Below are 22,151 nucleotides of genomic sequence, written 5' to 3'. Positions count from 1 at the left end.
GGGTGATGAAAAAAATTCATATCGTCCCGAATTCAAGGTTTTGACGCCCGCAGGGAACCGGCCCATACTCCCGGCAAAACAGGCGGGGGGTCCCCATGATCGACTGGCGTAACCGTACCCTGATAAGCGCTGCGGCGGCGGTGCTGATTTCAGGCTTCTGCGTAGGGTTTCTGACGGCCAAGGCGACCGAGGGGGGCTTCAAAAAACCCGCGCCCGAGGGCCAGATACCCATTACCGAAACCATGGGCAAGCTGTTCGGCAAGGTGCGCGACAAGAACGCTCCGCGTTCGGGCGGCATGAAGCCCGCCGGTTTCGCCGTGTGGAAGCAGAGGCTGGATACGTCGGGGGCGTCGCCGCAGGCCTGTATCGAATTTTCAAAACCGCTGGATGCCGCGAAATCCTACGGCGACTATGTGCTGGTGTCGCCGGAACTGTCGTCGGCTCCGGCGGTGACGGTCAAAGGGTCCGAGCTGTGCGTCGGGGGCTTCGGCTTCACCGACCACCGCGTGACCCTGCTGAAAGGTCTGCCCTCGGCGGGCAAGGACACGCTGAAACAGAATGCCGATGTCGATTTCGCCTTCGGGGAAAAGCCGCCCTATGTCGGGTTTGCCGGCAATGGCGTCATCCTGCCGCGCGAGGAATCCGACGGGGTGGCGGTCGAAAGCCTGAACGTCTCGACCCTGGCCTTCGAGGTCTGGCGCGTCGGCGACCGCAATCTGGTGCGCAAGACGATCAGTGCGCCGGACGCCACGCCCGAAGGCGACTACGATTACGAGTGGGGCGAGGACAGCCCCAAGGGTGAGGGTTACAAGATCTGGTCCGGCAAGGTGGCGGTGAAGGGCGGTTCAGGCGAACGCGTCACCACCGTCTTCCCGCTGGGGGCCGTGCTGAAAGACCTCAAGGCCGGAGCCTATGTGGTCAAGGTCAGGGACGCATCGGGCGGCCGCGACAAGAAGGAATACGATCAGCCGGCGCAGGCGCGCCGCTGGATTTTGTTCACCGACATGGCCCTGACCACCTATACCGGCGCGACCGGCGTCGATGTGGTGGTGCGCTCGCTCAAGACCGCCAGGCCGATGGGTTCGGTCAAGGTGGCGCTGGTGGCGCAGAACGGCGAGGAGCTGTCGTCAGCCACCTCTGCCGCCGATGGCCGCGTGCATTTTGACAAGGCCCTGTTGAAGGGCGAAGACGCCCTGTCGCCGAAGATGCTGATGGCCTACGGCCCGGCGGAAGATTTCACGGCCATGGACATCTATGCCTCGCCGATGGACTTCTCGTCGCAGGGCGTGGGCGGGCGTTCGGATGAAAAGCTGACCGATGGCCGCACCACCAATGCGCTGGTCGACGGCTATCTGTACACGGATCGCGGCATCTATCGCCCCGGCGAAACGGTGCGTCTGGTGGCGCTGGTGCGTGATCCGGACGGCAAGGCGATCAAGGACCGTAAGGGCGCGCTGGTCGTCTATCGCCCATCGGGGGTCGAAGCCTTCCGTTATCCGTTCGCCCGGACGCCGCAGGGCTTTGCCTATGCCAATATCGCCCTGCCGAAGTCGGCGCCGCGCGGGCAATGGCGCGCCAGGCTGCTGATCGAAGGAATAGACGAAGAACAGGGCAGCGCCGGTTTCGCGGTCGAGGACTTCGCGCCGCAGCGTCTGGGTGTCGATATGAAGGCCGATGTCGAGCGACCGCTGACCGCCGTCAATGAGACGCGCGCCGTGCAGGTCGCGGCGCGCTTCCTCTATGGCGCGTCGGGTTCGGGCCTGACCGTGTCGGGTTCGGCGCGGGTGCGCGTCGATCGCAATCCCTTCCCCAAATATAAAGACTACCGCTTCGGCAACGAACAGACGCCGTTCGATGAGCGGTATGCCGACCTGCCGGAAACGGCGACCGACGCCGATGGCAATGCGACCCTGCCCTTCGCCGCAAGCTACGATACGGATCAGCCGCTGACGGCGCTGGTTACCGCTTCGGTGTTTGAGCCGGGCGGGCGTCCGGTCAGTGAGGTCGAGACGCTCCGTATCCGGACGAAACCCGTCTATGTCGGCGTCAAGCTGGATACGAAGGACGCCAAAAACGGCGAAAACCCGGTCACGGCCTTCAGCCTGATCGCGCTCAATGCGCAGGGCGCGCCGGTGACGGCGCGTGGCGTCAAGGTCAAGCTGATCTCCGAAAACTGGAACTACGACTGGTATCAGCAGGACGGGCGCTGGCAATGGCGGCGCACCTCGAAGGACGTGGTGGTTTCGGACAAGGAACATGAGATCGGGGCCGGTGCGCCGCTGACGTTTGAAAACCGTCTGGGCTGGGGCGATTATCGCCTTGAGATCACGCAGGCCTCGACCGGTGCCAAGACCATCATCCGCTTTGCTTCGGGCTGGGGCGCGTCGTCGGACGGCACCGAAGCGCCGGACTTCGTGCGCTTGACGTCAGGGTCTCAGACCTATGCGCAGGGCGACACCCTCACCCTGACGCTGAAATCGCCGTATAAGGGCGAGGCGCAGATCGCCGTGGCCAATGACCGCCTGATCGACCTGAAAACCGTCAGCGTCGGCGACAACGGCACGACGGTGAAGCTCAAGACCGATGCGCGCTGGGGCGGCGGAGCCTATGTCATGGTCAGCGTGGTGCAGCCGCGTGATCCGGTCGATGCCTCCAAACCGCGTCGGGCCATGGGCCTGATCTATGTGCCGCTCGATCCGAAGAACCGTAAGCTCAAGGTCACGCTTGACCTTAAGGACAAGGTGTTCAAACCCGACTTCTCCAAGTCAGGGCAGGCGATTGTCGAGGTGCCGGTGAAGGTCGAGGGCGCGGGTCTGGGCAAGACGGCGCGCGTTTCGGTGGCTGTGGTCGATCAGGGCATCATTAACCTGACCAAGTTCAAGACGCCCGACCCTGCCGGCTTCTATTTTGGCAAGCGCGCGCTGGGGCTGGAATACCGCGACGATTACGGGCGGTTGCTCGACCCCAATCTGGGGGCGGCGGCGGACGTCTTCGGCGGCGATCAGATCGGCGGTGACGGCTTGACCACCACCCCGGTCAAGACCGTGGCCCTGTGGTCCGGCGTGGTCAATACGGGGCTCGACGGCAAGGCGCACGTCAAGCTGCCGGTCGGCAAGTTCAATGGCGAATTGAAGATTATGGCCGTGGCCTGGACCGACGATGCCGTGGGTTCGGGTGAAGACAAGCTCACCGTGCGTCAGCCGGTGGTGGCCGAACTGGCCCTGCCGCGCTTCCTCGCGCCGGGCGATAAGGCCTTCGCCACGCTGGAACTGAACAATGTCGAGGGCAAGCCGGGCCTGTACGAGTCCATCGTCAAGGGCTTCAATGGTATCGTCACCGCCTTCAGGAAGGCCTTCAATATCGGTCAGGGTCAGCGAGTGCAGGAAGGTATCCTCATTCAGGCCCCGTCTACGGTCGGGGTGTCGAAGATCAATCTGGCCCTGTCGGGTCAGGACTATGGCTTCGACGAGGACTATCAGATCCAGACCCGCATGGGCTGGGGGGCGCAGACGCGCACGATCATCGCCCAGCAAGCGCCCGGCAGCAGCTTCACCCTGCCCGCTGATTTGCTCAATGGCTTGCAGCCGGGATCGGCGACGGTTCAGGTGTCTTACTCGCCGTTCCGCGGCGTCGATCCGGGCCCGCTGGCGGCGGCGCTCAATCGTTATCCCTATGGCTGCACCGAGCAGATCGTTTCGGCCGCCTATCCGTGGCTCTACGTCGGCGGCAACGATGCGGTGCGGGCGCAGACTATCCTGAAAGGGGCGGTGAATCGTCTACTTGATCGTCAATCGGCGGACGGGGCCTTCGGCCTGTGGCGCGTCGGCGACGGCGAGGCCGAGGGCTGGATCGGGGCCTACGCCACCGACTTCCTGATCGAGGCGCGCAAGCGCGGCATCTATGTGCCGCAGGACGCCATCGACAAGGCGATGAACGCCATGCGCGACATGTCGAAGCCGGAAGGTTTCACCTCGGTTTCGTATCGTCTCAAGATCGATGAGGGTCCGTGGTGGAACGCTCTGGCGGCCAAGGCGGTGTCGGAAGAGATGCGTTCGCGCGCTTCGGCCTATGCTCTCTATGTGATGGCCAAGGCCGGGTCGGGCGATCTGGCGCGCCTGCGCTGGTATCACGACGTGCAGTTCAAGGCCGAGCGTTCGCCGGTGTCGAAGGCGCAGGTCGGGGCGGCTCTGGCCCTGATGGGCGATAAGGCGCGGGCCAGGTCGGCTTTCCGTCAGGCGGCGCAAAGCCTGGGCTATAAGGCGACCTATGACTGGTATCAGTCGCCGCTGCGCGACGTGGCGGCGGTCATCGCTCTGGCCTATGAGGCCGGGGAAACCGAGGTCGCCAAGAACCTGATTCCGTTGCTGGAGCGCAATATCAAGGAGCCGGATCAGATGAACACGCAGGAACAGGCGCAGGTTCTGAAGGCCGCGTCGCAGATGCTGGCTCAGGCCGGGCCGCTATCCATCAAGGGCGAGAACGTCACGGCGCTGGATGGCAAGTCGAGCCTGCAACGCTTCCAGATCGCTTCGGTCAAGGACGCGAAGTTCACCAATCAGGGCAAGGGTGCGGTGTGGCGGACCATCACCGTCACCGGCGTGCCGGTTGCCCCGCCGCCGGCCGAGGCCAAGGGCTATACGGTCGACAAGGCCTATTACAGCCTGCAGGGTCAGCGGATCGATCCGTCGCAGGTGCTGCAGGGCCAGAAGGTGCTGGTGGTCATCAGTGGACGGACGAATTACGCCGAAACGCGCCCGATCGTGGTCGATGATGCCCTGCCGGCGGGCTTCGAGATCGAGATGACCCTGTCGCGTGACGATGCGCAAAACGGACCCTTCCGCTTCGTCGGTGAACTTAGCCATACCGATGTGCAGGAGGCGCGCGACGATCGCTATGTGGCGGCGTTGGACGTCTCGGCCAACAGCGGCTTTGCCATGGCCTATGTGGCGCGGGCGGTGACGCCGGGCGAATACTACCTGCCGGGTGTCGAGGTGAAGGACCTCTATCGTCACGACCTCTATGCCCGCACGGCGGGCGGCCGTCTGACGGTCACACCGCGATAGTCAAATCTGTTGATAGTAATGCAAATTTGCATTACTATCCGACGCGAGGTGCAGAATGACGACATTGACGGTAACCGCAAGGGGACAGGTCACCTTTCGCAAGGAGGTGCTGAAACATCTGGGCATCAGGCCGGGCGAGCAGATCGAGCTTGATCTTCTGCCCGATGGCCGGGGCGTTATTCGCGCGGCACGTCCTGCGGGGTCCATCGGCGATTTCATCGGCCTGCTGTCGGGGCGGACGGTCAAGGTGGCTACCCTGGAGGAGATCGATGCTGCCGCAGCCAAAGGCTGGGCAAACGAGGAATGAAGCTCAGCATAGATACCAATGTGCTGGTGCGGGCCGTGGTCCGCGATGATCCGGCTCAGGGTGATAAGGCGGCAAGGCTTCTGACCGAAGCAGAGATTATTGCCGTCGCTCTGCCTTGCCTGTGCGAATTCGTCTGGGTCCTGCGCCGGGTCTATGGCTTCGACACTGAAGATATTGCGGCCGCGATCGATGCGCTGATCTCCGCGGCCAATGTCGAAGTCAGTCGTCCTGCTGTTGAGGCGGGTCTGGCCGTCTTGAGGGCCGGTGGCGATTTCGCCGATGGCATAATCGCGTTTGAAGGCGCATGGTTGGGCGGTGAGACCTTTGTGTCTTTCGACCGCAAGGCCGTGGCGCTGCTATCGGCACAGGGCATTGCGGCGAGGGCGCCATGAGTGAGAGCCGGATGGACCGGTTCATCCCCCGTCTGATCAAACCCTTGATCGCGTTCCTGAGTTTGCAGGTCGCGGTGTGTGTGGTTGATCTGGTCCTGCCGCCGGACCTGATGCGCGCCCAAGCGGCTTCGGCCGTGGCGCTGGATCATAACGGGGTGTGGCTGCGCGCCCTTCCGGTTGAAGGCGGGACATGGCGTATCCGCGCCGATCTTGACCGCACCGACAGGAGCTTCGTGCGCCATCTGCTCAAGGTCGAGGACGAGCGCTTCTGGTGGCATCAAGGGGTCGATGCGGTCGCCATTGCACGGGCTTTCGGCTCGAATCTCAGCGCGGGTAGCATTGTCTCAGGCGGCTCGACCCTCTCCATGCAGACGGCGCGCCTGCTGGAACCCAAGCCGCGCAACTATCTGTCCAAGCTGATAGAGGTATTCCGCGCCTGGCAGTTGGAGGCGCGGTTTTCCAAGCGCGAAATCCTGTCGCTCTATCTGACTTTGGCCCCTTATGGCGGCAATCTCGAAGGGGTGCGCGCGGCGTCGCTGTCCTATTTCGGGCACGAGCCCGAAAGCCTGACACTGGACGAGCAGGCCCTGCTGATCGCCTTGCCGCAAGCGCCTGAGGCGCGCCGCCCGGACCGTCATCCGGAACGGGCCCTGCGTGCGCGAAACATCGTGCTAGACCGTATGGCCGCCAAGGGCGTCATTAACACCGCCCAAGCGGAAGAAGCCAAGACCGAGCCCATGGTCGTAAACCGCTTTGTCTTCCCAGCGCTTGGCTGGCACGCGGCGGGGCGGCTGGCGTCGGAGGCCAAGGGACTTCAGGCGACGGTGGTGACCACCCTCGATGCATCGCTACAGGCGCGGCTGGAAGCCCTGGCGCGGCAAACGGCAGTGGCGCAGGGGCCGAATTCTTCGGCGGCCATCCTTGTTATCGAGGTGAAATCGCGGGCCGTACGCGCCAGCGTCGGTTCGTCGGGGCTGGACCGCGCCGGGGGCTGGATCGACATGGTGCAGGCCGTGCGTTCGCCGGGCTCGACCTTGAAGCCTTTCATCTACGGCTTCGGGTTCGAGGAGGGTATCATCGCGCCCGATACGCGCCTGATGGACGCACCGACGCGTTTCGGCGACTATCAGCCGGAGAATTTCGATAAGACATTCCACGGCGAAGTATCGGCCAAGGAGGCCTTGACCCATTCGCTGAACGTCCCCGCCGTGGCCGTGCTCAATCGCATCGGTGCCGGGGCTTTCGAGTCGCGACTGCAAGGGACCGGCGTGCGTCTGATCCGTCCCAAGACCGGCCTGCGCGATGCGGGTCTGGCCCTGGCTCTGGGTGGGGCGGGCATAGAGTTGCAGGATCTGGGTTCGCTCTATGCAGCGCTTGGCGACAAGGGGCTGATGAAGCCGCTGGCCTGGACCGAAGCTGAGGCGCAGACCAATCTCACCCGACCCGGTCAGCGTCTCATGGCCGCCGATGCGGCCTCGCGTGTCATCAGCATCTTGCGCGAAACGCCGCCGCCCGCCGGACGCTTGCCGGCACACCTGATGAAGACGGCCAGCCGCCCGGCCTATAAGACCGGCACCTCCTACGGGTTCCGCGATGCGCTGGCGGTCGGGGTGGCCGGCGGGTATGCGGTGCTGGTGTGGACCGGGCGGCCTGACGGAGCGTCGCGCATCGATCAGACAGGGCGCGAAGCTTCTGCGCCCTTGCTGTTCGACGTGTTCGATCAGATCAACGCCCCATCGCAAGCGCCGCAAAGTCTGACACCCGCCGCGGCGCCGGAAGCGCTGAAGGCGTTGAAACCGGCTGTGCGTGGGCCGTCTATCCTCTTCCCGCCGGATCAGGCGACCGTCTATGTCGAAGGGCAGGTGGCGGGGGGCAGGCTTTCGGTCCTGCGCGGGTTGAAACCTTCGGCGCGCGGCAAGGGGCCGCTGAGTTGGTACGTTAATGGTCAGCCCCTTGTTCCGGATGCGGACGGTCGGTTGGAGTGGCTTCCCGACGCCGAAGGCTTTTACGAGGTCAGCGTGGTCGATGCCGAGGGCGTGACCAGCCGCTCGCGCGTGCGGGTCAAGGCCATCGCGCAGGCAAGGCCGTGAGTTGTTGGTGATCATACCTTCCCGCCAAAGGTGGGGTATAGCGCCAGCGAAAGTATAGCTTTCACCGGCGGTGGGACCATTGGCAAAGCCAATGGTGGTGGGGTGGTTTCACGAACGTATCCTCATACTCATGCCGAAGTTTAGTAAGTAAGAAACCCCACCACCACATCTCGCCTTCGGCTCGTGCGGTCCCCCTCCCCACCAAAGGTGGGGAGGTATGACTCAGGGCTAATTCGCGCCCTTGGGTTTGGTCAGGACGAACAGGTCCGGACGCACGGCGGCATTGCGGTCGAAAGTCACGAGCTTGACCCGCGTGCCCTTGCCCTGCTGATCCGTCACGGTCCATTCGCCCAGTTGCAAAGCGCCGCCGCGGTCGATGAAGGTCATCAGGATCGAGCCTTCGACATCGCGCCGACGGTCGCGCGCCTTGAGACGGAAGCCATCGGTGGTCGAGGTGACTTCGGTGACGATGACGCCCTGATCGAGGCGAATCTGCTTCGACAGGAACAGCGACAGCGGTGTGGCGTTGAGCGGGTACTGGTTGAAGGCCTTGAGGCGCGGGTCCCAGGTATTGACCGCCTTACCGTCGGAAACGACTAGCAGCGAATAAGGCGCATCGTATTCGAAGCGGATCTTGCCGGGGCGCTGCAGCCACCAGTTCCCGGCGGTCTTGCGGCCCTTGAAATCGGTCTGCTCGAAACGGCCCGCACCGGTGCTGAGCGCTTGCAGATAGGCGACCGCGCGGTTGATGCGGGCCTGATCCTGCGCGCTGAACTTCGGCGGCGTGACGAATTGCTGAATGGTGCTGCGGCCCTGCGCCAGCACGGGGGCGGCGGTGAGGAGGCTGGCGGCGGTCAGGCCCGTGAGCAGGGCGCGTTTGGTAAGCTCGGTCATGATGTAATCTCATACGGCGATATGGGGCCTTGAGAAAGACCCTAACCGGCTATGATGACGGGTTGAGGGCGTCAAAATGACATAAGGACCGCACAAGATGGCCGTAAATTAAACCGCGGATGAATAGGGCTTAAATCTTCGCGACGCATTCGATCTCGACCGTGGCGTCCAGCGCCAGTTGCCTGACGCCGAAGGCCGAGCAGACCGGCAGCGGCTTGTCGCCAAAATAAGCCGCGAACAAGGTGTTGAAGCGGTCAAGCTGGCCCATGTCAGTGAGCATGACCCGCACGGAAATCAGCGCGTCGAAACCGGCTCCGAAGCGGGCGAGGGAGGCTTTCACATTGGCCATCATCTGCGTTACTTCGGCATCGAAGCCTTCAGCGAGGTTGCCGTCGTCGTCATCGCCGATGTGGCCGGACAGGTAGAGGGTGTCGCCAATGCGCACGGTCTCGGAAAAGGCGGCGTCGAAAGGGTAGGCGAAGAAAGCGGGTTCAGTGGTCATCTTGTAACTATGCCGCGTGGGGTTAGGCGCTGTCCAGTCCTCGTGCACCCGGCGTGCAGCGCCTTTGAGCGAAGGTGGAACGAGGGTGTTGGATTAAAAGTTAGACACCCCACCCCCACATCTCAACGGCTTTGCCGTTTCGTGCGGTCCCTCTCCCCGCACTATGTGCAGGGAGGTATAGGAGGCGGTTACATACTTACCGTTACGGGTGCAGGGGCGGGGCCCCTGCCCTGCGGAGCAAACCTAAAACGGAAACCTAAATCCCCGGTGGCGGGCCGACGAGAATATCGCGTTTGCCGACATGGTTGGCGGGGCCGACGACGCCTTCCTGTTCCATCTTTTCCATCAGCGAGGCCGCGCGGTTGTAACCGATCTGCAATTTCCTCTGGATGTAGGAGGTGGAGGCCTTGCGGTCGATGGTGACGAAGTAGACGGCCTTGTCGTAGAGGTCGTCGCCCGAGCCGCCGCCTTCGCCGCCGAAGCCGCCGCCGTCGCCATCGCCGTCATCGTCGCCGCCGGCGGTGATGTCTTCGAGGTAGTTCGGCGCGCCTTGCGAGCGCAGATATTCGGCCACGGCTTCGACTTCGGAGTCGGCGACGAACGGGCCATGCAGGCGGGTGATGCGGCCGCCGCCGGCCATGTAGAGCATGTCGCCCTGACCGAGGAGCTGTTCCGCGCCCTGTTCGCCGAGGATGGTGCGCGAGTCGATTTTCGACGTCACCTGGAAGGAGATGCGGGTGGGGAAGTTGGCCTTGATAGTGCCGGTGATAACGTCGACCGACGGGCGCTGGGTGGCCATGATCAGGTGGATGCCGGCGGCGCGGGCCATCTGGGCCAGACGCTGAACGGCGCCTTCGATGTCCTTGCCCGCGACCATCATCAGGTCGGCGACCTCGTCGATGATGACGACGATATAGGGCATGGGCTCCGGCACCATTTCCTCGATCTCGAAGATCGGCTGGCCGGTTTCGTCGAAGCCCGTCTGGACCTTGCGGATGAAGTTCTTGCCTTCGGCGGCGGTGGCCTTGGCGCGCTCGTTGAAAGAGGCGACGTTACGCACGCCGATCTTCGACATGCGGCGGTAGCGGTCCTCCATCTCCTTGACGACCCATTTCAGGGCCACGACGGCCTTTTTGGGATCGGTGACGACGGGGGCGATCAGGTGCGGGATGCCGTCATAGACGCTGAGTTCCAGCATCTTTGGGTCGATCATGATGAATTTGCACTGTTCCGGATCGAGCCGGTAAAGGATCGACAGGATCATGGCGTTGACGCCGACCGACTTGCCGGAGCCGGTCGTACCGGCGATCAGCAGGTGGGGCATCTTGGCGAGGTCGGTGACATAGGGCTCGCCGCCGATGTTTTCACCCAGCACCATGGGCAGGATGTGGCCGGACTTTTCGAACTCGGCCGAGGCCAGCATGTCGCGCAGATAGACGGTTTCGCGCACGGCGTTGGGCAGTTCGATGCCGATGGCGTTGCGGCCCTGAACGATCGAGACGCGGCACGAACGGGCGGACATGTTGCGGGCGATGTCGTCGGCCAGGGCCACGACGCGCGCGCCCTTCACGCCGGCGGCGGGGGCCAGTTCGTAGAGGGTGACGACGGGGCCGGGACGGATCTGATCGATGACGCCCTTGACGCCGAATTCGGCCAGCACGCTTTCCAGCATTCGGGCGTTCTGACGCAGGGCGGCTTCGTCATAGCCCGCGGCGCGCGGCTTGGGCTTGGCGAGGATCGACAGTTCCGGCAGGCGGAAATTGCCCGGCTTGAGGAATTCGAAGCTGGACTGACGCTCATCCTGTTCGCGCGCAGACGGCTTCGGGCGCGGGGCCTCCATGCGGATTTTCGGTTCGGGTGCAGATTGCCGAGGGACCGGGGCCGACAGTTCAGAGTCGGGATCGAGGTCGTCGATGTCGAAGGGCGGGGCCTCTTCGTCGTAAGCCGGCGTGACGGGCGCGCGATTGTTGACCGTCGGCTCCAGCGCGGCGTCGGGCGTGTAGTCGCCTTCATCGAGGAAGGGCTGCGGGGTCTTCTTGCCGCGGGCGGCTTTCGGGGTCTTGGGTTCGCGCGTGACGGTCGAATGGACCTTTTCCGGCAGGCCCGAAGCGGTTAGCGCGCCTTTGAAACCGCCCAGCACAAAACCGGCGGCGCGGACATAGCTTCCGGACGTCAGTCGCAGGGCCTGATTGAAGGCCCACAGGGCTGCCGCGCCGAAGATGACGCTGGCGATGACGTCGCCGCCCGGCAGACGCATGAAGTCGAACACGCTCCTGAGCAGGTGATGCGTACCTGTGCCCCAGAAGCCGCCGATCGAAGGCGAATTTGCGTCGCCCAGATGCAGCGGGGCCAGAGCGGCGGCCAGCATCAGGACGAACAAGGCGCCATAGAGGCTGTGGATGCGCAGGGTGCGGCGACCTTCATCGGGATCGAGCTGCATCAGGCGCGTCAGGCCGAACCAGGTCATCAGCGCGGCCATGGGCCACGCCGCCAGCCCCAGCGACTGAAGCCCGACATCGGCGATGGTCGCGCCGAAACCGCCGAGGAAATTGTGCACGGGTTCGGCACTGGCCGTATTCCAACTCGCGTCGGTCGCCCGATAGGAGGCGTAGGCCATCAACGAGGACAGGCCCAGCAGGCACACCAGCGCCCCGCGCAGGCGCGCCATCGGCACCGAACGCCAGACCAGCGTAAAACGCGATTCCAGATGATTCCAGACGAGGGCGGTAACCGTGCTCATGCGGGCAATTGACTCTGACTTATGGTTAAGCCCGGTTAATCGCACGCAAAGGGTTAAGACCTGTTTACGAAGACCTAAAAAAGTCATCGCGACGGCGAGGCGGCCGTTCCTTATGCGCGAGGCCAGCGCTTCGTCTCGATCCTTACGGCGGGCGACGTCAGTATAGGGTTTTGAAGGAGACAGATCATGGCTGAAGACATCAAAATCCCGGCGGATACCGACCCCGCCAACCAGATCGCCGAAAATGCCGAGGTGATGCCTTCCGGCGCTGATACCGAGGGCGAAGACGATAGTATCGACGATGAGGACGACCTGACGCCGCTGGATGTTGATACCGGCGCGAACCTCGACGCGGCGCAACTGGCCGGACAGGACGACGATCGCGAATATGATGTGGTCGAGACTTTTGAGAAAACCACCGGTGAAAGGACGACGGGCTTTTAGATCATTAGATTTTCGGGTGGAAACGTAATGATCTGGATTTTGTTTACGCCCTCCCTGGGCGGTGACTCTACTCTAGCCAATTGCCCTGAATGAAAAAGAGGACCACGTGAAACCGCGTGGTCCTCTTTCTTGTCCTTGCCGTGAGCGCTTAAAGGCAATCCATTCCAAAGGACTGAATCGCAAACCCTTTACGCGCTCTCTCCGACATATGACGATCAGACATCGGATCACCTCCTTTCGCTGTTTCACCTCCGAAGAGGGTCGCACACACCGGATGGAAATCAAGCGAAAAGATATACTTAAGGCCTCAGTTCCGCGGCGCTGTGCCACAGGATGCCGATGGCGATCAGGCTCAGAAGCCCGCCCACGAACAGCTCGAAATATTCGCGGTTACGGCCTTTGGCCAGAAAGCGCGTCAGGGCCAGACCGCTCAGGCCGTAGGTCGTCATGGTGATGACGTCCATGCCGATGGTCGTGGCCGCAAAGACGGGCATCTGCGGCGGCACGGGCCGGTCGAGCGCGATGAAGGGCGGCAGGACGGCGGTGAAGAAGAGGGTGATCTTCGGATTGAGGAACTGCACCATGAAACCGTCCTTCCAGGTTCGCCACAGGCCTTCGCGCGCGAGGATTGTGGCGTTTTCGGGCAGGTCAAGCTCGTGGACGCTGTGCGATTTGCGCGCCTTAACGGTCTTGAAGGCGATCCACAGCAGATAAACGGCCCCGGCGATGGTCATGGCGTGAAAGACCATGGGCAGGGTGGTGATCAGCAGGTGCAGGCCCAGGGCCGCCGCGACGAACCAGATCAGGCTGGCCGTATTGATGCCGAACACCCCCATCAGCACCTTGGGCACCGAGCGGCTCAGGCCCGTCGAGATGCAGAACAGGTTGGCCGGCCCCGGCGTGATGGCCATGAGGAACATCGCGCCCAGAAAGGCGGTGTATTTCGACGGATCGACAGGGAGGGCAGACAACATGCCGCCCTTATTTCGCAATCGATGGCGTTTGTCGAGATCAGACCTTGGTGTGGGTGACCGCTGACAGGGGCTCGAATGTTTCACCGGTCAACTGGCGCAGTTCGATGCGCACGCTCTTGTCGTTGAAATCCAGCAGGTTGAAGCCCTGCGGCTGCTTGCGGATACGCACCGACATGGCGGTGGAGGCGCAGACGAACAGGGTGGTGTGGCCGTTCATCACCCGCGTCTCGACATAGGCATGATGCTGATGACCGGACAGGACAATGTCGGTCTTCGTTTCGGCGACGGTTCTCAGCAGCCGGTCGGCATTGAACACCGTCACATCCAGCGGAAATTCCTTCGGATTGAGCGGCGGGTGGTGCACCGTCACGACGCGCCATGGCGAGGCCGAACCGGCGAAGAACGCGGCTATGTCCCGGCATTGCTTCTGGCTGATCGAGCCATAGGCCCAGTTTAACGCCGGCAGGATCATGCGCGCCGAATTGATGCCCTTGATATCGACCAGATCCGTATGCAGTTCGGGCTCAAGGTCCCTGGCGATATGGTCGCGATAACGCTTCCAGGGTCGAATGAAGCGGCGCGCGTCGATGCCGGGTAAATCGTGATTGCCGGGGATGACGAAGACCGGCATGGGCAGCATCTTGAAGAAGTCGGCGGCTTCGACGAACTCTTCCACCGTGGCGTCCTGGGTGATGTCGCCGCTGGCCAGCACCAGATCGGGTTCAAGTTCGATCAGGGCGCTGATCAGAATTTCCGTCACGCGACGGTCGTGCGCGCCGAAGTGCAGGTCGGAAATGTGCGCGATCCGCATTCAGGCTGCCTCTTTCGTCGGAATGAGCAGCGGCACGTAGCGCTTTTTCAGCTTGATCTCCAGCGGTGTCTTGAGGTCGGTAACTTCACCATCTATCGAGACCTTTTCCTTGCGGTGGCGGGTCCACAACGTGACTTCCGGCGCGGTCAGTTCCGTCAGGTCGGGGTCTTTTTTCCAGTTGCCGACCATCAGCCGCGCCAGAAAACGCAGGTGCGACACGCGGGTCTTGGTCGAGGAGATATAGGCCGCTAATTCGCCGCCCTGAAGATCCTCGCGCTTGAAATTGCTCTCGTCCAGCCGCGTCGTGTCGGCGTAGCGATTGGCCGAAACCACCACGGCGGGCGAGCGGAAACGATGCAGGCGCTTGCCGATCTGCAGTACAATGCGCTCGTTTTTGCGCCGTTCGAAATAGTCGGCGACGAACCAGAACAGGTGCGGCACCATCAGTAGAAAGTTGTGGGTGCGGTGCTGTTCGCGGAAGACCGAGGCTTCGGGCATGACGCCAATCGAGGCGCAGCAGAGAAACAGTTCGCCATTGACTTCACCGGCGTCGATACGCGTTTCATCCGCGCCATTGGCGTAGGCTTTCAATGCGGCGTCCAATGTATCCATACCAAGGTCGCGCGCCAGCAGGTTCATGGTGCCGAACGGCAGGATGCCGAAGGCCTTGTTCTTCTTGCTGAGATATTCAGCGCAGGAACGCAACGTGCCGTCGCCCCCGCCGACCAGCAGCGGATGAGGCGATTTGGCGAAACGGTCGAGCGTCGCTTCGATGTCTTCAGGCTCGGCGAAGTTCAGTTCCGCCACGCCCATGCCGCTCGATTCAATCGCCGCGGTGATGGCATCGCGACCGAGGTTGAGCACCGTCCCGGCCTTGCCATTGATGAGGATGTTGTACGCTTTAGCCGCCATGCCTTCGGTGTGCCGTTGCAGGTGCAAAAAAACAATGCGGGCGTGAAGCCTGCGCCTCACGCCCGCATCTGATCAGCTTTTGGCTGCGCGATTAAGCGATACCCGCTTCATTGAGCCATTCAACCAGCTTCGACTTCGGCATGGCACCGACCTTCATCGAGGTCATCTTGCCGTCCTTGAACAGCATCATGGTCGGGATGCCGCGCACGCCGAACTTCGACGGGGTCATGGGCGAATCGTCGATATTGATCTTCGACACCGTCAGCTTGTCGCCATAGGCTTCGGCGACTTCATCGAGGATCGGGGCGATCTGCTTACACGGTCCGCACCATTCGGCCCAGAAATCGACCAGAACCGGCTTGTCGGACTTGAGGACGTCGTTTTCAAAGGTCTCGTCGGTAACCTTGACGGTGGCGGTGGACATGGGTGTACTTCCTAAGGCGCCCGGAATGGGCGCGCATCAAACTTGCGACAAAGGTAAGTAAGGCCGCATCAGAAATCAATGGCCCCCGATTTCCGCCAGCCTGAGATTTACTAAAGCCTCGCTTAAGGGCGTCAGCTTGGGGCCGTCGGTCCACAGCAGCGCCGCTTCGACCTGCTTCTGCGGATAGATCTGGCGCAGCAGGGCGACGTAACCGGCCATCTGACGCTGATAGTCGGCGGCGGCTTCATCTGCCGAATCGGGGGCGGGGCGGTTGGATTTGTAATCTATGACCAGCACTCGCTCGGTCCCGATCACCAGCCGGTCGATGCGTCCGGACATAAAGACGGCCTCGCCGCGCGCATTGGTCCCGACCTGACCCGCCAGCGCCACTTCAGGCCGCGAATCCGGACCGAAGGCGTCGGCGAAGCGATCATCCGTCAGCACGCCCATCACCGCCTGACGGATTTCGTCACGTTGCGCGTCGTCCAGGTCGGGTTGCCGTTTCAGCCATTGCGCCGCCACCGCGTTGCGATCGGCCACCGGCAGGGCAGGCAGGATTTCAAACAGCTTGTGGATTTTCAGACCGCGACCGAACCGGCCCTGCCCCTTCTGCTCGGCCAGAGGCGAAGGTGCACGGTCTTCGGCGGAACGGTCCTCGTCGCTCAGTTGCGACACGGCGCGCCAGACGACATCGGCTTCCGGATCGTGCACCGGCGCAGCGGCCATAAAGGCAGGCAGACCGGTCTGTATCTGCAAGGCGCGGGCCTCGGCGGTCATCAACGGTGCGCGCTCACCGAAAAGGATCAGTTCCGCTTTTTCGGAAGGCTCCTGATCCTTAGGTGCGCCGAACTCGACAGCCTTATCCAGTTCAACCGCCGTCACCACTTCACGCGGCAAGCGCGCGAACCCGTCCTCCGCCAGATCATACCAGTCGGGGAAGGGGCCGTTCGCCGCGCGGCTGCCGCGATAGCCGCACAGGGTCAGCCGGTCGCGCGCCCGCGTCAGGGCCACGTAGAAGAGGCGCAGGCCTTCCTTGGCTTCGCGTAAGGATCGGGCGGCCTTGAGCGCGCTTACCGCATCAGGGTCGCCGTCCTTGCCCTGCGCCGACAGGAACAAATCGCCCTCGTCCGAGGTCAGCAGCAGGTCGTCATTGCGCGTCGATTTGAAACCGGGCGCCATAGGCAGCACCACCCACGGCGCTTCGAGGCCCTTGGAGCCGTGCACGGTCATGACGCGCACGCGGTCGCCGCCTTCTTCCTGCTCGCGCTTGATTTCGGACGCATTGAATTCGCACAGGTTGAGGAAATCGATCACGCCGATGGCCCCGACCCCTTCGCCCTTGAGCGCCAGGTTCAGCGTCTCGTCCAGCACGTCCTCGCATTCGACCCCCAACCGGGTGATGAAGCGCTGACGCTGGGTGCGGCCTTCATCGTCGCGGCGATTGAGGACCAGCCCCAGAAAGTCGAAGGCGGTGCGCTGCGGCGCTTCGGACAGGGCCCAGCCGATAAAGGACTGGGCTTCGGAAAAGCGAGGATTGTCCTTCAACCGGTTCAGCGCCTGCCACAGATTGGCGTTTTCCACCTGCGTCAGGGTGAACAGGTCGTCTTCGCTAATGTCGCACAGCGGGCTGCGCAGGACGGCGGCCAGGGACAGGCTGTCGCCCGGTTGCAGACACATGCGCATCAGGGCGCGGAGGTCCTGAAAGGCGATATGGTCCGACAGCTTGAGCCGATCCGCGCCGGAGACCGGCACACCGGCCTGTTTCAGTTCGCGGATGATATGCTCGAACAGGGCGTCGCGCTTGCGCACCAGAATGAGGACATCGCCGGCGTGCATGGGACGCGGGGCGCGCGACGATTTGTCAATGACGCTGCGCCCCTGGTGGATTTCCTGCGCGATATGGAAGGCCAGTTGCTGCGCCAGACGCTTGGCCGGGGCCGCACCCGAGGCATCGACCGGGGCGATGTCTTCGTCGTCGGCATCATCCATATCCGGTACTGGCAGGGGGTAGATGGGCGGCCACAACTCGACCGTGGCCGGGCGTTCGGAGCGGCGGGCATCGTGGATGATGCGTTCGGCGGTGAAGTTGAGCGCTTCGGAGAGATCGGGGTCGTCGAAGGCGCTGTCGACAAAGCCCAACACCTGCGGCAGGGAGCGCCAGCTTTGCACCAGTTGCGGCACGACGAAGCGTTTCCCGGCGCGTTCAGTCCGTGTTTGATAATATTGCCGCTTGCCTAAAAACAAATCAGGCTTGGCACCCTGAAAGCCGTAGATAGACTGCTTTTCGTCCCCAACGGCGAAGATCGTTCGGTCGATGCGCGATTTAAATACTGGTGCACCGGCCCCGTCGAAAAAATCATCGACAAGAGCATCAATAATATCCCACTGATCGCCAGACGTGTCCTGCCCCTCATCGACCAGCACATGCTCCAGCCCGCCGTCCATCTTGAACAGCACCCACTGCGACATGGACGCGCCGGACAACAGGCGCTTGGCGCGGCTGATCAGATCCTGAAAATCGAGCGCGCCCGTGCGGCGTTTCAGGTCCTGATAGATGGCGCTGAAATCCTCGAACAACATGAGGGTATAGAGGGTATTGAGCGCGGTTTCAGCCGCCTTGCGCTTTTCCACCGCTTCGGCCAGCGGTTCGCGCCACCGTTCCAGCGTATCGCGGTCGGCCTGATTACTCTTGGTCGAGCACAGTTCTTTACGCGGCTCACCCTTACCTGTGTAGAACAGGGCGTAGAAGGCGTCAAAATCGAAGGTCCCGCCGCAATTGCGCGTTTCGCAAAACTTTAACAACGCTTCCGACAGGTTCTGATTGCCCTTGGTGCCGATTGTCGCCAGCGAACGCGCCATCTCCGGGATGATCTCCCAATTCAGGCTGTTAGCAAAGGCATGGACCACCTGATCCGGTGTCATCGGCGGGTCGAGATCAAGGCGTTTGAAGATGTAGGCGCTGAAAGACAGACCTGTGCGTTCGGCATCGGCTCGAAGCCCGTCCAGAGCCTCGCGGATACGGTCGTGCTGATAGATGAACTGCGACAGAAGCTGTTCAAACTTCTGGGCTTTCAGTGTGCGGATGAGGTGATCGCGGTGCGCGCCCTCAGGCAGCGTCAGCAGCCCCTCCAGCGCCTTGGCCGCCAGATCGCGCGCGATCAGATCGTCGAGCACCTGAAACGACGGGCTCAGTCCGGCCTCCAGCGGGAAGCGCCGCAACAGCTTTTCGCAGAAGGCGTGGATGGTCTGGATTTTCAGTCCACCCGGCGTTTCCAGCGCCTGAGCGAACAGGGCGCGGGCGGTGGCCAGATCGTCAGGGTTTTCATCGATCTGGCGCAACTCGTCGGCCAGCGCGGCGTCTTCGGCCACGGCCCAGCCGCCCAGCCGTTCATACAGGCGGCCCTGCATTTCAGCGGCGGCGGCCTTGGTATAGGTGACGCAGAGAATGTGTTCGGGCTTCGCCCCGCGCAGCAGCAGGCGGGCCACGCGGTTGACAAGGGTCGAGGTCTTGCCTGACCCGGCATTGGCGGTCAGGAAGCACGACACTTCGGGATCGGCGGCGGCGTTTTGCGGGTTCATTCGCTGTCCTCGCTCGTCGATTCGGCTTCGCGGTCGCCCAGGACGTGCCACTCATAGAGCCGCGCCAACTGGTCGTAATCGCCGCCGCGCTCCATGCGGTATTGCGGCGCGCGCCACGACACGTAGCCCTGCTTCGGATTTTCATACTGCGTCAGGCGCGTCTTGAGGCGGCTCAGCGCGCGGTCGGCCATCTCATCGGCGGTCAGCGGGTTTTTCTTGTCGTGGACGAGGCGCGGTTTCACCACGTCCTGCCCCAGGCGCACATAGACCAGTTCACCCAGCCCCTTGGCGCGGTGCACGTCCTCGAAACCGCCGAAACTGCCGTATTTCAGGATGGCCGCCGTCAGGGTCAGTTGCGGATAGAAGCCGGCGATCACCGCCTTGGGCGACGGCGGCTGGCCGGTCTTGAAATCGACCACGTCTACGCCACGATCGTGCACCTCGACGCGGTCGGCCTTGGCGGTCAGGATAAAGGGGCCGCGCGGCAGACCGATTTTCAGTTCGCCCGATTGTTCGATCAGCAGACGCGGACGATCGGCGCGACGCTCGGCCTCAAAGGCCACATATTCACGCGCCAGCAGCGGGAACAACGGGCGTTGTAGGGCCAGTTGCGCCTCGCTGAGGTTTTCGGCGCGCAACTGCGCCTCCAGCAGGTCGCAGAAGACCTGAACCCCGGCCTCGCCCAGCGGGGCGTCATCGGCGGCAAACTTTTCGGCGACGGCGTGGATGGCGGTGCCACGGCGCAGGGCCTCGAACGGTTCATTGGGGCGGTCGAGCGGCTTGAGTTTGAGCACATAGCGCGCATAGACGGCATAGGGATCGCGTTCCAGCATCTCGACCTGCGTCACCGGCAGTTGCAGGGGGCGGGCCTCGACCGGCGGCGCGGGCTGCGGCCGGGCGGCGGGTTTCAATGCCTCCGGCACGGCGCTCAGGGGACCGTCCATACGCCGTGCCCAGTCGAGCCATTGCGGATGGGTCGGGATGTGTTCGCCCGCGCCGGTGGTCAGGGTTTCCAGCCGCCACAGCCAGCGCGACTGCACCTGCGGTTCGCCTTCGCGGCGCTGGCGCGTGACCATCCACACTTCCGGCTGGCTGGCCGACTGCACGAAGTCGTGCGCCGACAAACCCGTGCGGCGTTCGGGTGAGGGCAGGCCCAGCGCCTTTCGCATGGGTCGCGACAGGAAGGGATCGACTTCGGCGGCTTGCGGCCACACACCCTCTTCCAGACCGGCCAGAATGAGGCGATCGGCGGAGAACATGCGCGCTTCGATGGCGCCTAAAACGGACAGACGCGGATGGGTGTGTCCGCCGGTGCGCACTGTAGTCGAGCGCAGGGCGCGGCGCAGGATATCGACAAAGACCTGATCGTCCTCGACGACGAAATCGCGGCCTTCGGACATCAGATCGGACAAAAGCGCCGAAGCCGACGCGCCGGCCGCCCCGCGCCATAGGGCCTGACCCGCGTTCGCGGCCAGAGATTCGGCCCAAACCGTCAGGGCGCGCACAAAGCTGGACAGGTCTGTCTTTGGGGTTTCGTAATACGTGGTTGTGTGCGTGTAGTCCTGCCACAGAGCGGCGGCCTCAAAGGCCTCTTTTTTGTTCAATCTGGCCAGAATTTCGGCCGCATCGCGCGGCTTGGCCCCCCGCAACCCCTTAAGTTCCAGGGTATTCAGGTCGCGTTCGTCGGCAAAGCGGCATAACGGATGTTTCAGCAAAGCCAGAAGCTTAACCGCGTCGAACGGCTCCAGGATCAGGTCGAGCAGGCTGTGCAGGAAGCGCCCGGCGGGGCTGTGGATCAGGGCTTCACCCGCCGATGAGTCGGGCCGCACGCCCCAGCGCGACAGTCGCGCCGTCACCCGCCGCGACAGGGTGATGTCCGGCGTGATCAGGGCGGCGGTCTTGCCGGGTGTTTCCAGCGCTTCACGCATCAACAACGCGATCACCGCCGCCGTTTCTTCGTCGTTGCGGCCTTCGATATGCGTCAGACCTTGGAGCCCGTCCCTGATGGCGGTGTCGGAGGCGGCTTTCAGCGCGGCGATCTGGGCGCGCCAGTCCGTGGTCGCTTCGGCAGGGCGCAGCGCTTCATTGAGCACGCGACGGCGGGCGTGACGGGCGCGGTCGGCTTCGATCGATACGGGCCAGGTGTTGACGGTCTCGCGACTGACGCGGTGACGGTCGAGCAGGGCCTTCATCGCCCCTTGCGGGTGCGAGTCGCCGACCTGTGCCCAGACGTCCTCGGCCAGCGACAGATCGAGGCCGGGCAGGACCACCGCGCCCTGCTCGAATTTGGACACCAGCCCCATCAGCCGCGCCGTGGCGGGCGTGGTGCCGGTGGTGCCGGCGACGATTACGGGGTGGGTCGGCGGAGTCTTTTCCCACTGATCGCCAAGCCGATGGATCAGCGTCACCAGCCGCTGGCTGGGGTCCATCATATCCAGGTCTTTGAGCCGCTTGGGCCACAGATCGACGGCGATAGCAAGAAAGCGCGCCGAGACCTGCCAGTGTTCCGCCAGCCCGCCAAGCCCTTCGTGCAACAACTGCGGATCGTGGACAAGACGGTCCAGTCTGTCCGAGGCATCGATCTCTTCCAGAGCCAGGGAATCGAAAAATTTAGCCAAGGAATCAGCCATTTCCAGCGCCGTCCGGGCATTTAGCGGCACGTCGCTTTCGTAATGCGCCTTGATCAGTTTGGCCAGTTCGAAGCGCCGCCGCGTCGAGGACAGGGCCGGCGGCAGTTCGAGGCCCAGATGCTCCAGATCGAACGGCGGCTCGCCCTCTTCGAGATCGCCCAAGGCCCGTACCTGCGGCAGCAGAAGCGCACCAGCGCGGCACTGATCGGTGAAGGCATGGGCCATTTGCCGCGCGCCGCGCCGTGTCGGCGTAAGGATCAGGGCCTGAGGCAGGTCGTCGCCCAGGGCCTCGCACAGGCCGCGCGCCAGATCGTCGAGAAACGGCCGCCCCGACGGGATGGAATACCAGCGCGGGGCGGGGGTGACGAAGAGGTCGCGGCTTTGCATGT

General features: G+C 63.2%; 14 protein-coding genes. 5 read left to right on the top strand and 9 right to left on the bottom strand.

Translation table 11 applies throughout. The annotated features are described in order from the left end of the window. Positions 1 to 95 precede the first annotated feature (95 nt). From LH365_RS00455 to pbpC, 4 genes are read left to right on the top strand one after another with little or no spacing between them, the layout of a single operon-like run. Positions 96 to 5,063: an alpha-2-macroglobulin gene (locus LH365_RS00455; protein WP_226744260.1), complete on the top strand. Its 4,968-nt coding sequence runs from the start codon at positions 96 to 98 to the stop codon at positions 5,061 to 5,063. A gap of 55 nt (positions 5,064 to 5,118) precedes the next feature. Next, on the top strand, positions 5,119 to 5,370 hold the full coding sequence (locus tag LH365_RS00450; protein ID WP_226744259.1) for an AbrB/MazE/SpoVT family DNA-binding domain-containing protein: 252 nt from the start codon (positions 5,119 to 5,121) through the stop codon (positions 5,368 to 5,370). Further along, positions 5,367 to 5,762 (top strand): type II toxin-antitoxin system VapC family toxin, encoded by a 396-nt coding sequence (locus LH365_RS00445; protein ID WP_226744258.1) that lies wholly within the window; start codon positions 5,367 to 5,369, stop codon positions 5,760 to 5,762. The genes LH365_RS00450 and LH365_RS00445 overlap by 4 nt, the downstream gene beginning before the upstream one ends. A gap of 11 nt (positions 5,763 to 5,773) precedes the next feature. After that, positions 5,774 to 7,852: a penicillin-binding protein 1C gene (gene pbpC, locus LH365_RS00440; RefSeq protein ID WP_226744257.1), complete on the top strand. Its 2,079-nt coding sequence runs from the start codon at positions 5,774 to 5,776 to the stop codon at positions 7,850 to 7,852. Positions 7,853 to 8,080: 228 nt separating this feature from the next. Here the strand turns inward: pbpC and LH365_RS00435 are convergent, their stop codons facing one another. From LH365_RS00435 to LH365_RS00425, 3 genes are all read right to left on the bottom strand, one after another. Then, positions 8,081 to 8,746 carry an outer-membrane lipoprotein carrier protein LolA gene (locus tag LH365_RS00435; RefSeq protein ID WP_226744256.1) on the bottom strand — a complete coding sequence of 222 codons (666 nt, stop codon included), beginning with the start codon at positions 8,744 to 8,746 and terminating at the stop codon, positions 8,081 to 8,083. A 130-nt stretch (positions 8,747 to 8,876) separates the two neighbouring features. Continuing rightward, positions 8,877 to 9,248 carry a RidA family protein gene (locus tag LH365_RS00430; RefSeq protein WP_226744255.1) on the bottom strand — a complete coding sequence of 124 codons (372 nt, stop codon included), beginning with the start codon at positions 9,246 to 9,248 and terminating at the stop codon, positions 8,877 to 8,879. Between the two features lie 256 nt (positions 9,249 to 9,504). Next, positions 9,505 to 11,988 (bottom strand): DNA translocase FtsK, encoded by a 2,484-nt coding sequence (locus LH365_RS00425; protein WP_226744254.1) that lies wholly within the window; start codon positions 11,986 to 11,988, stop codon positions 9,505 to 9,507. Positions 11,989 to 12,174: 186 nt separating this feature from the next. On the opposite strand from LH365_RS00425, the gene LH365_RS00420 reads away from it, so the two are divergent. Further along, a complete protein-coding gene (locus LH365_RS00420) occupies positions 12,175 to 12,432 on the top strand; it encodes a hypothetical protein (RefSeq protein WP_226744253.1) in 258 nt (85 codons plus the stop codon). A gap of 299 nt (positions 12,433 to 12,731) precedes the next feature. Here the strand turns inward: LH365_RS00420 and LH365_RS00415 are convergent, their stop codons facing one another. From LH365_RS00415 to LH365_RS00390, 6 genes are all read right to left on the bottom strand, one after another. Next, on the bottom strand, positions 12,732 to 13,406 hold the full coding sequence (locus LH365_RS00415; protein ID WP_226744252.1) for a LysE family translocator: 675 nt from the start codon (positions 13,404 to 13,406) through the stop codon (positions 12,732 to 12,734). 37 nt (positions 13,407 to 13,443) lie between these two features. Beyond that, entirely contained in the window at positions 13,444 to 14,217 is a 774-nt protein-coding gene (locus tag LH365_RS00410; protein WP_226744251.1) for a metallophosphoesterase, read from the bottom strand. Then, entirely contained in the window at positions 14,218 to 15,129 is a 912-nt protein-coding gene (locus LH365_RS00405) for a diacylglycerol kinase family protein (protein WP_226744250.1), read from the bottom strand. Positions 15,130 to 15,220: 91 nt separating this feature from the next. Next, the gene (gene trxA / locus LH365_RS00400; RefSeq protein ID WP_226744249.1) at positions 15,221 to 15,553 is read right to left on the bottom strand and encodes a thioredoxin TrxA; all 333 of its coding nucleotides are present in this window, start codon (positions 15,551 to 15,553) and stop codon (positions 15,221 to 15,223) included. Between the two features lie 75 nt (positions 15,554 to 15,628). Beyond that, positions 15,629 to 19,132, bottom strand: a complete 3,504-nt coding sequence (addA, locus tag LH365_RS00395; protein WP_226744248.1) for a double-strand break repair helicase AddA — start codon at positions 19,130 to 19,132, stop codon at positions 15,629 to 15,631. Beyond that, positions 19,129 to 22,149 (bottom strand): PD-(D/E)XK nuclease family protein, encoded by a 3,021-nt coding sequence (locus tag LH365_RS00390; RefSeq protein WP_226744247.1) that lies wholly within the window; start codon positions 22,147 to 22,149, stop codon positions 19,129 to 19,131. Before LH365_RS00390 ends, addA begins: the two co-directional genes overlap by 4 nt. Positions 22,150 to 22,151: the final 2 nt, after the last annotated feature.

It is taken from the genome of Asticcacaulis sp. AND118, assembly GCF_020535245.1.
GTDB lineage: Bacteria > Pseudomonadota > Alphaproteobacteria > Caulobacterales > Caulobacteraceae > Asticcacaulis.
The sequence above is the reverse complement of the archived record's forward strand: the minus strand, read 5'-3'. Positions and strand labels throughout refer to the sequence as shown.

What these genes read in the sequence shown, in the direction of transcription:
- LH365_RS00455 (WP_226744260.1), top strand. Translation starts at nt 96, where the DNA reads ATGATCGACTGGCGTAACCGTACCCTGATAAGCGCTGCGGCGGCGGTG.
- LH365_RS00450 (WP_226744259.1), top strand. Translation starts at nt 5,119, where the DNA reads ATGACGACATTGACGGTAACCGCAAGGGGACAGGTCACCTTTCGCAAG.
- LH365_RS00445 (WP_226744258.1), top strand. Translation starts at nt 5,367, where the DNA reads ATGAAGCTCAGCATAGATACCAATGTGCTGGTGCGGGCCGTGGTCCGC.
- pbpC (WP_226744257.1), top strand. Translation starts at nt 5,774, where the DNA reads ATGGACCGGTTCATCCCCCGTCTGATCAAACCCTTGATCGCGTTCCTG.
- LH365_RS00435 (WP_226744256.1), bottom strand. Translation starts at nt 8,746, where the DNA reads ATGACCGAGCTTACCAAACGCGCCCTGCTCACGGGCCTGACCGCCGCC.
- LH365_RS00430 (WP_226744255.1), bottom strand. Translation starts at nt 9,248, where the DNA reads ATGACCACTGAACCCGCTTTCTTCGCCTACCCTTTCGACGCCGCCTTT.
- LH365_RS00425 (WP_226744254.1), bottom strand. Translation starts at nt 11,988, where the DNA reads ATGAGCACGGTTACCGCCCTCGTCTGGAATCATCTGGAATCGCGTTTT.
- LH365_RS00420 (WP_226744253.1), top strand. Translation starts at nt 12,175, where the DNA reads ATGGCTGAAGACATCAAAATCCCGGCGGATACCGACCCCGCCAACCAG.
- LH365_RS00415 (WP_226744252.1), bottom strand. Translation starts at nt 13,406, where the DNA reads ATGTTGTCTGCCCTCCCTGTCGATCCGTCGAAATACACCGCCTTTCTG.
- LH365_RS00410 (WP_226744251.1), bottom strand. Translation starts at nt 14,217, where the DNA reads ATGCGGATCGCGCACATTTCCGACCTGCACTTCGGCGCGCACGACCGT.
- LH365_RS00405 (WP_226744250.1), bottom strand. Translation starts at nt 15,129, where the DNA reads ATGGCGGCTAAAGCGTACAACATCCTCATCAATGGCAAGGCCGGGACG.
- trxA (WP_226744249.1), bottom strand. Translation starts at nt 15,553, where the DNA reads ATGTCCACCGCCACCGTCAAGGTTACCGACGAGACCTTTGAAAACGAC.
- addA (WP_226744248.1), bottom strand. Translation starts at nt 19,132, where the DNA reads ATGAACCCGCAAAACGCCGCCGCCGATCCCGAAGTGTCGTGCTTCCTG.
- LH365_RS00390 (WP_226744247.1), bottom strand. Translation starts at nt 22,149, where the DNA reads ATGCAAAGCCGCGACCTCTTCGTCACCCCCGCCCCGCGCTGGTATTCC.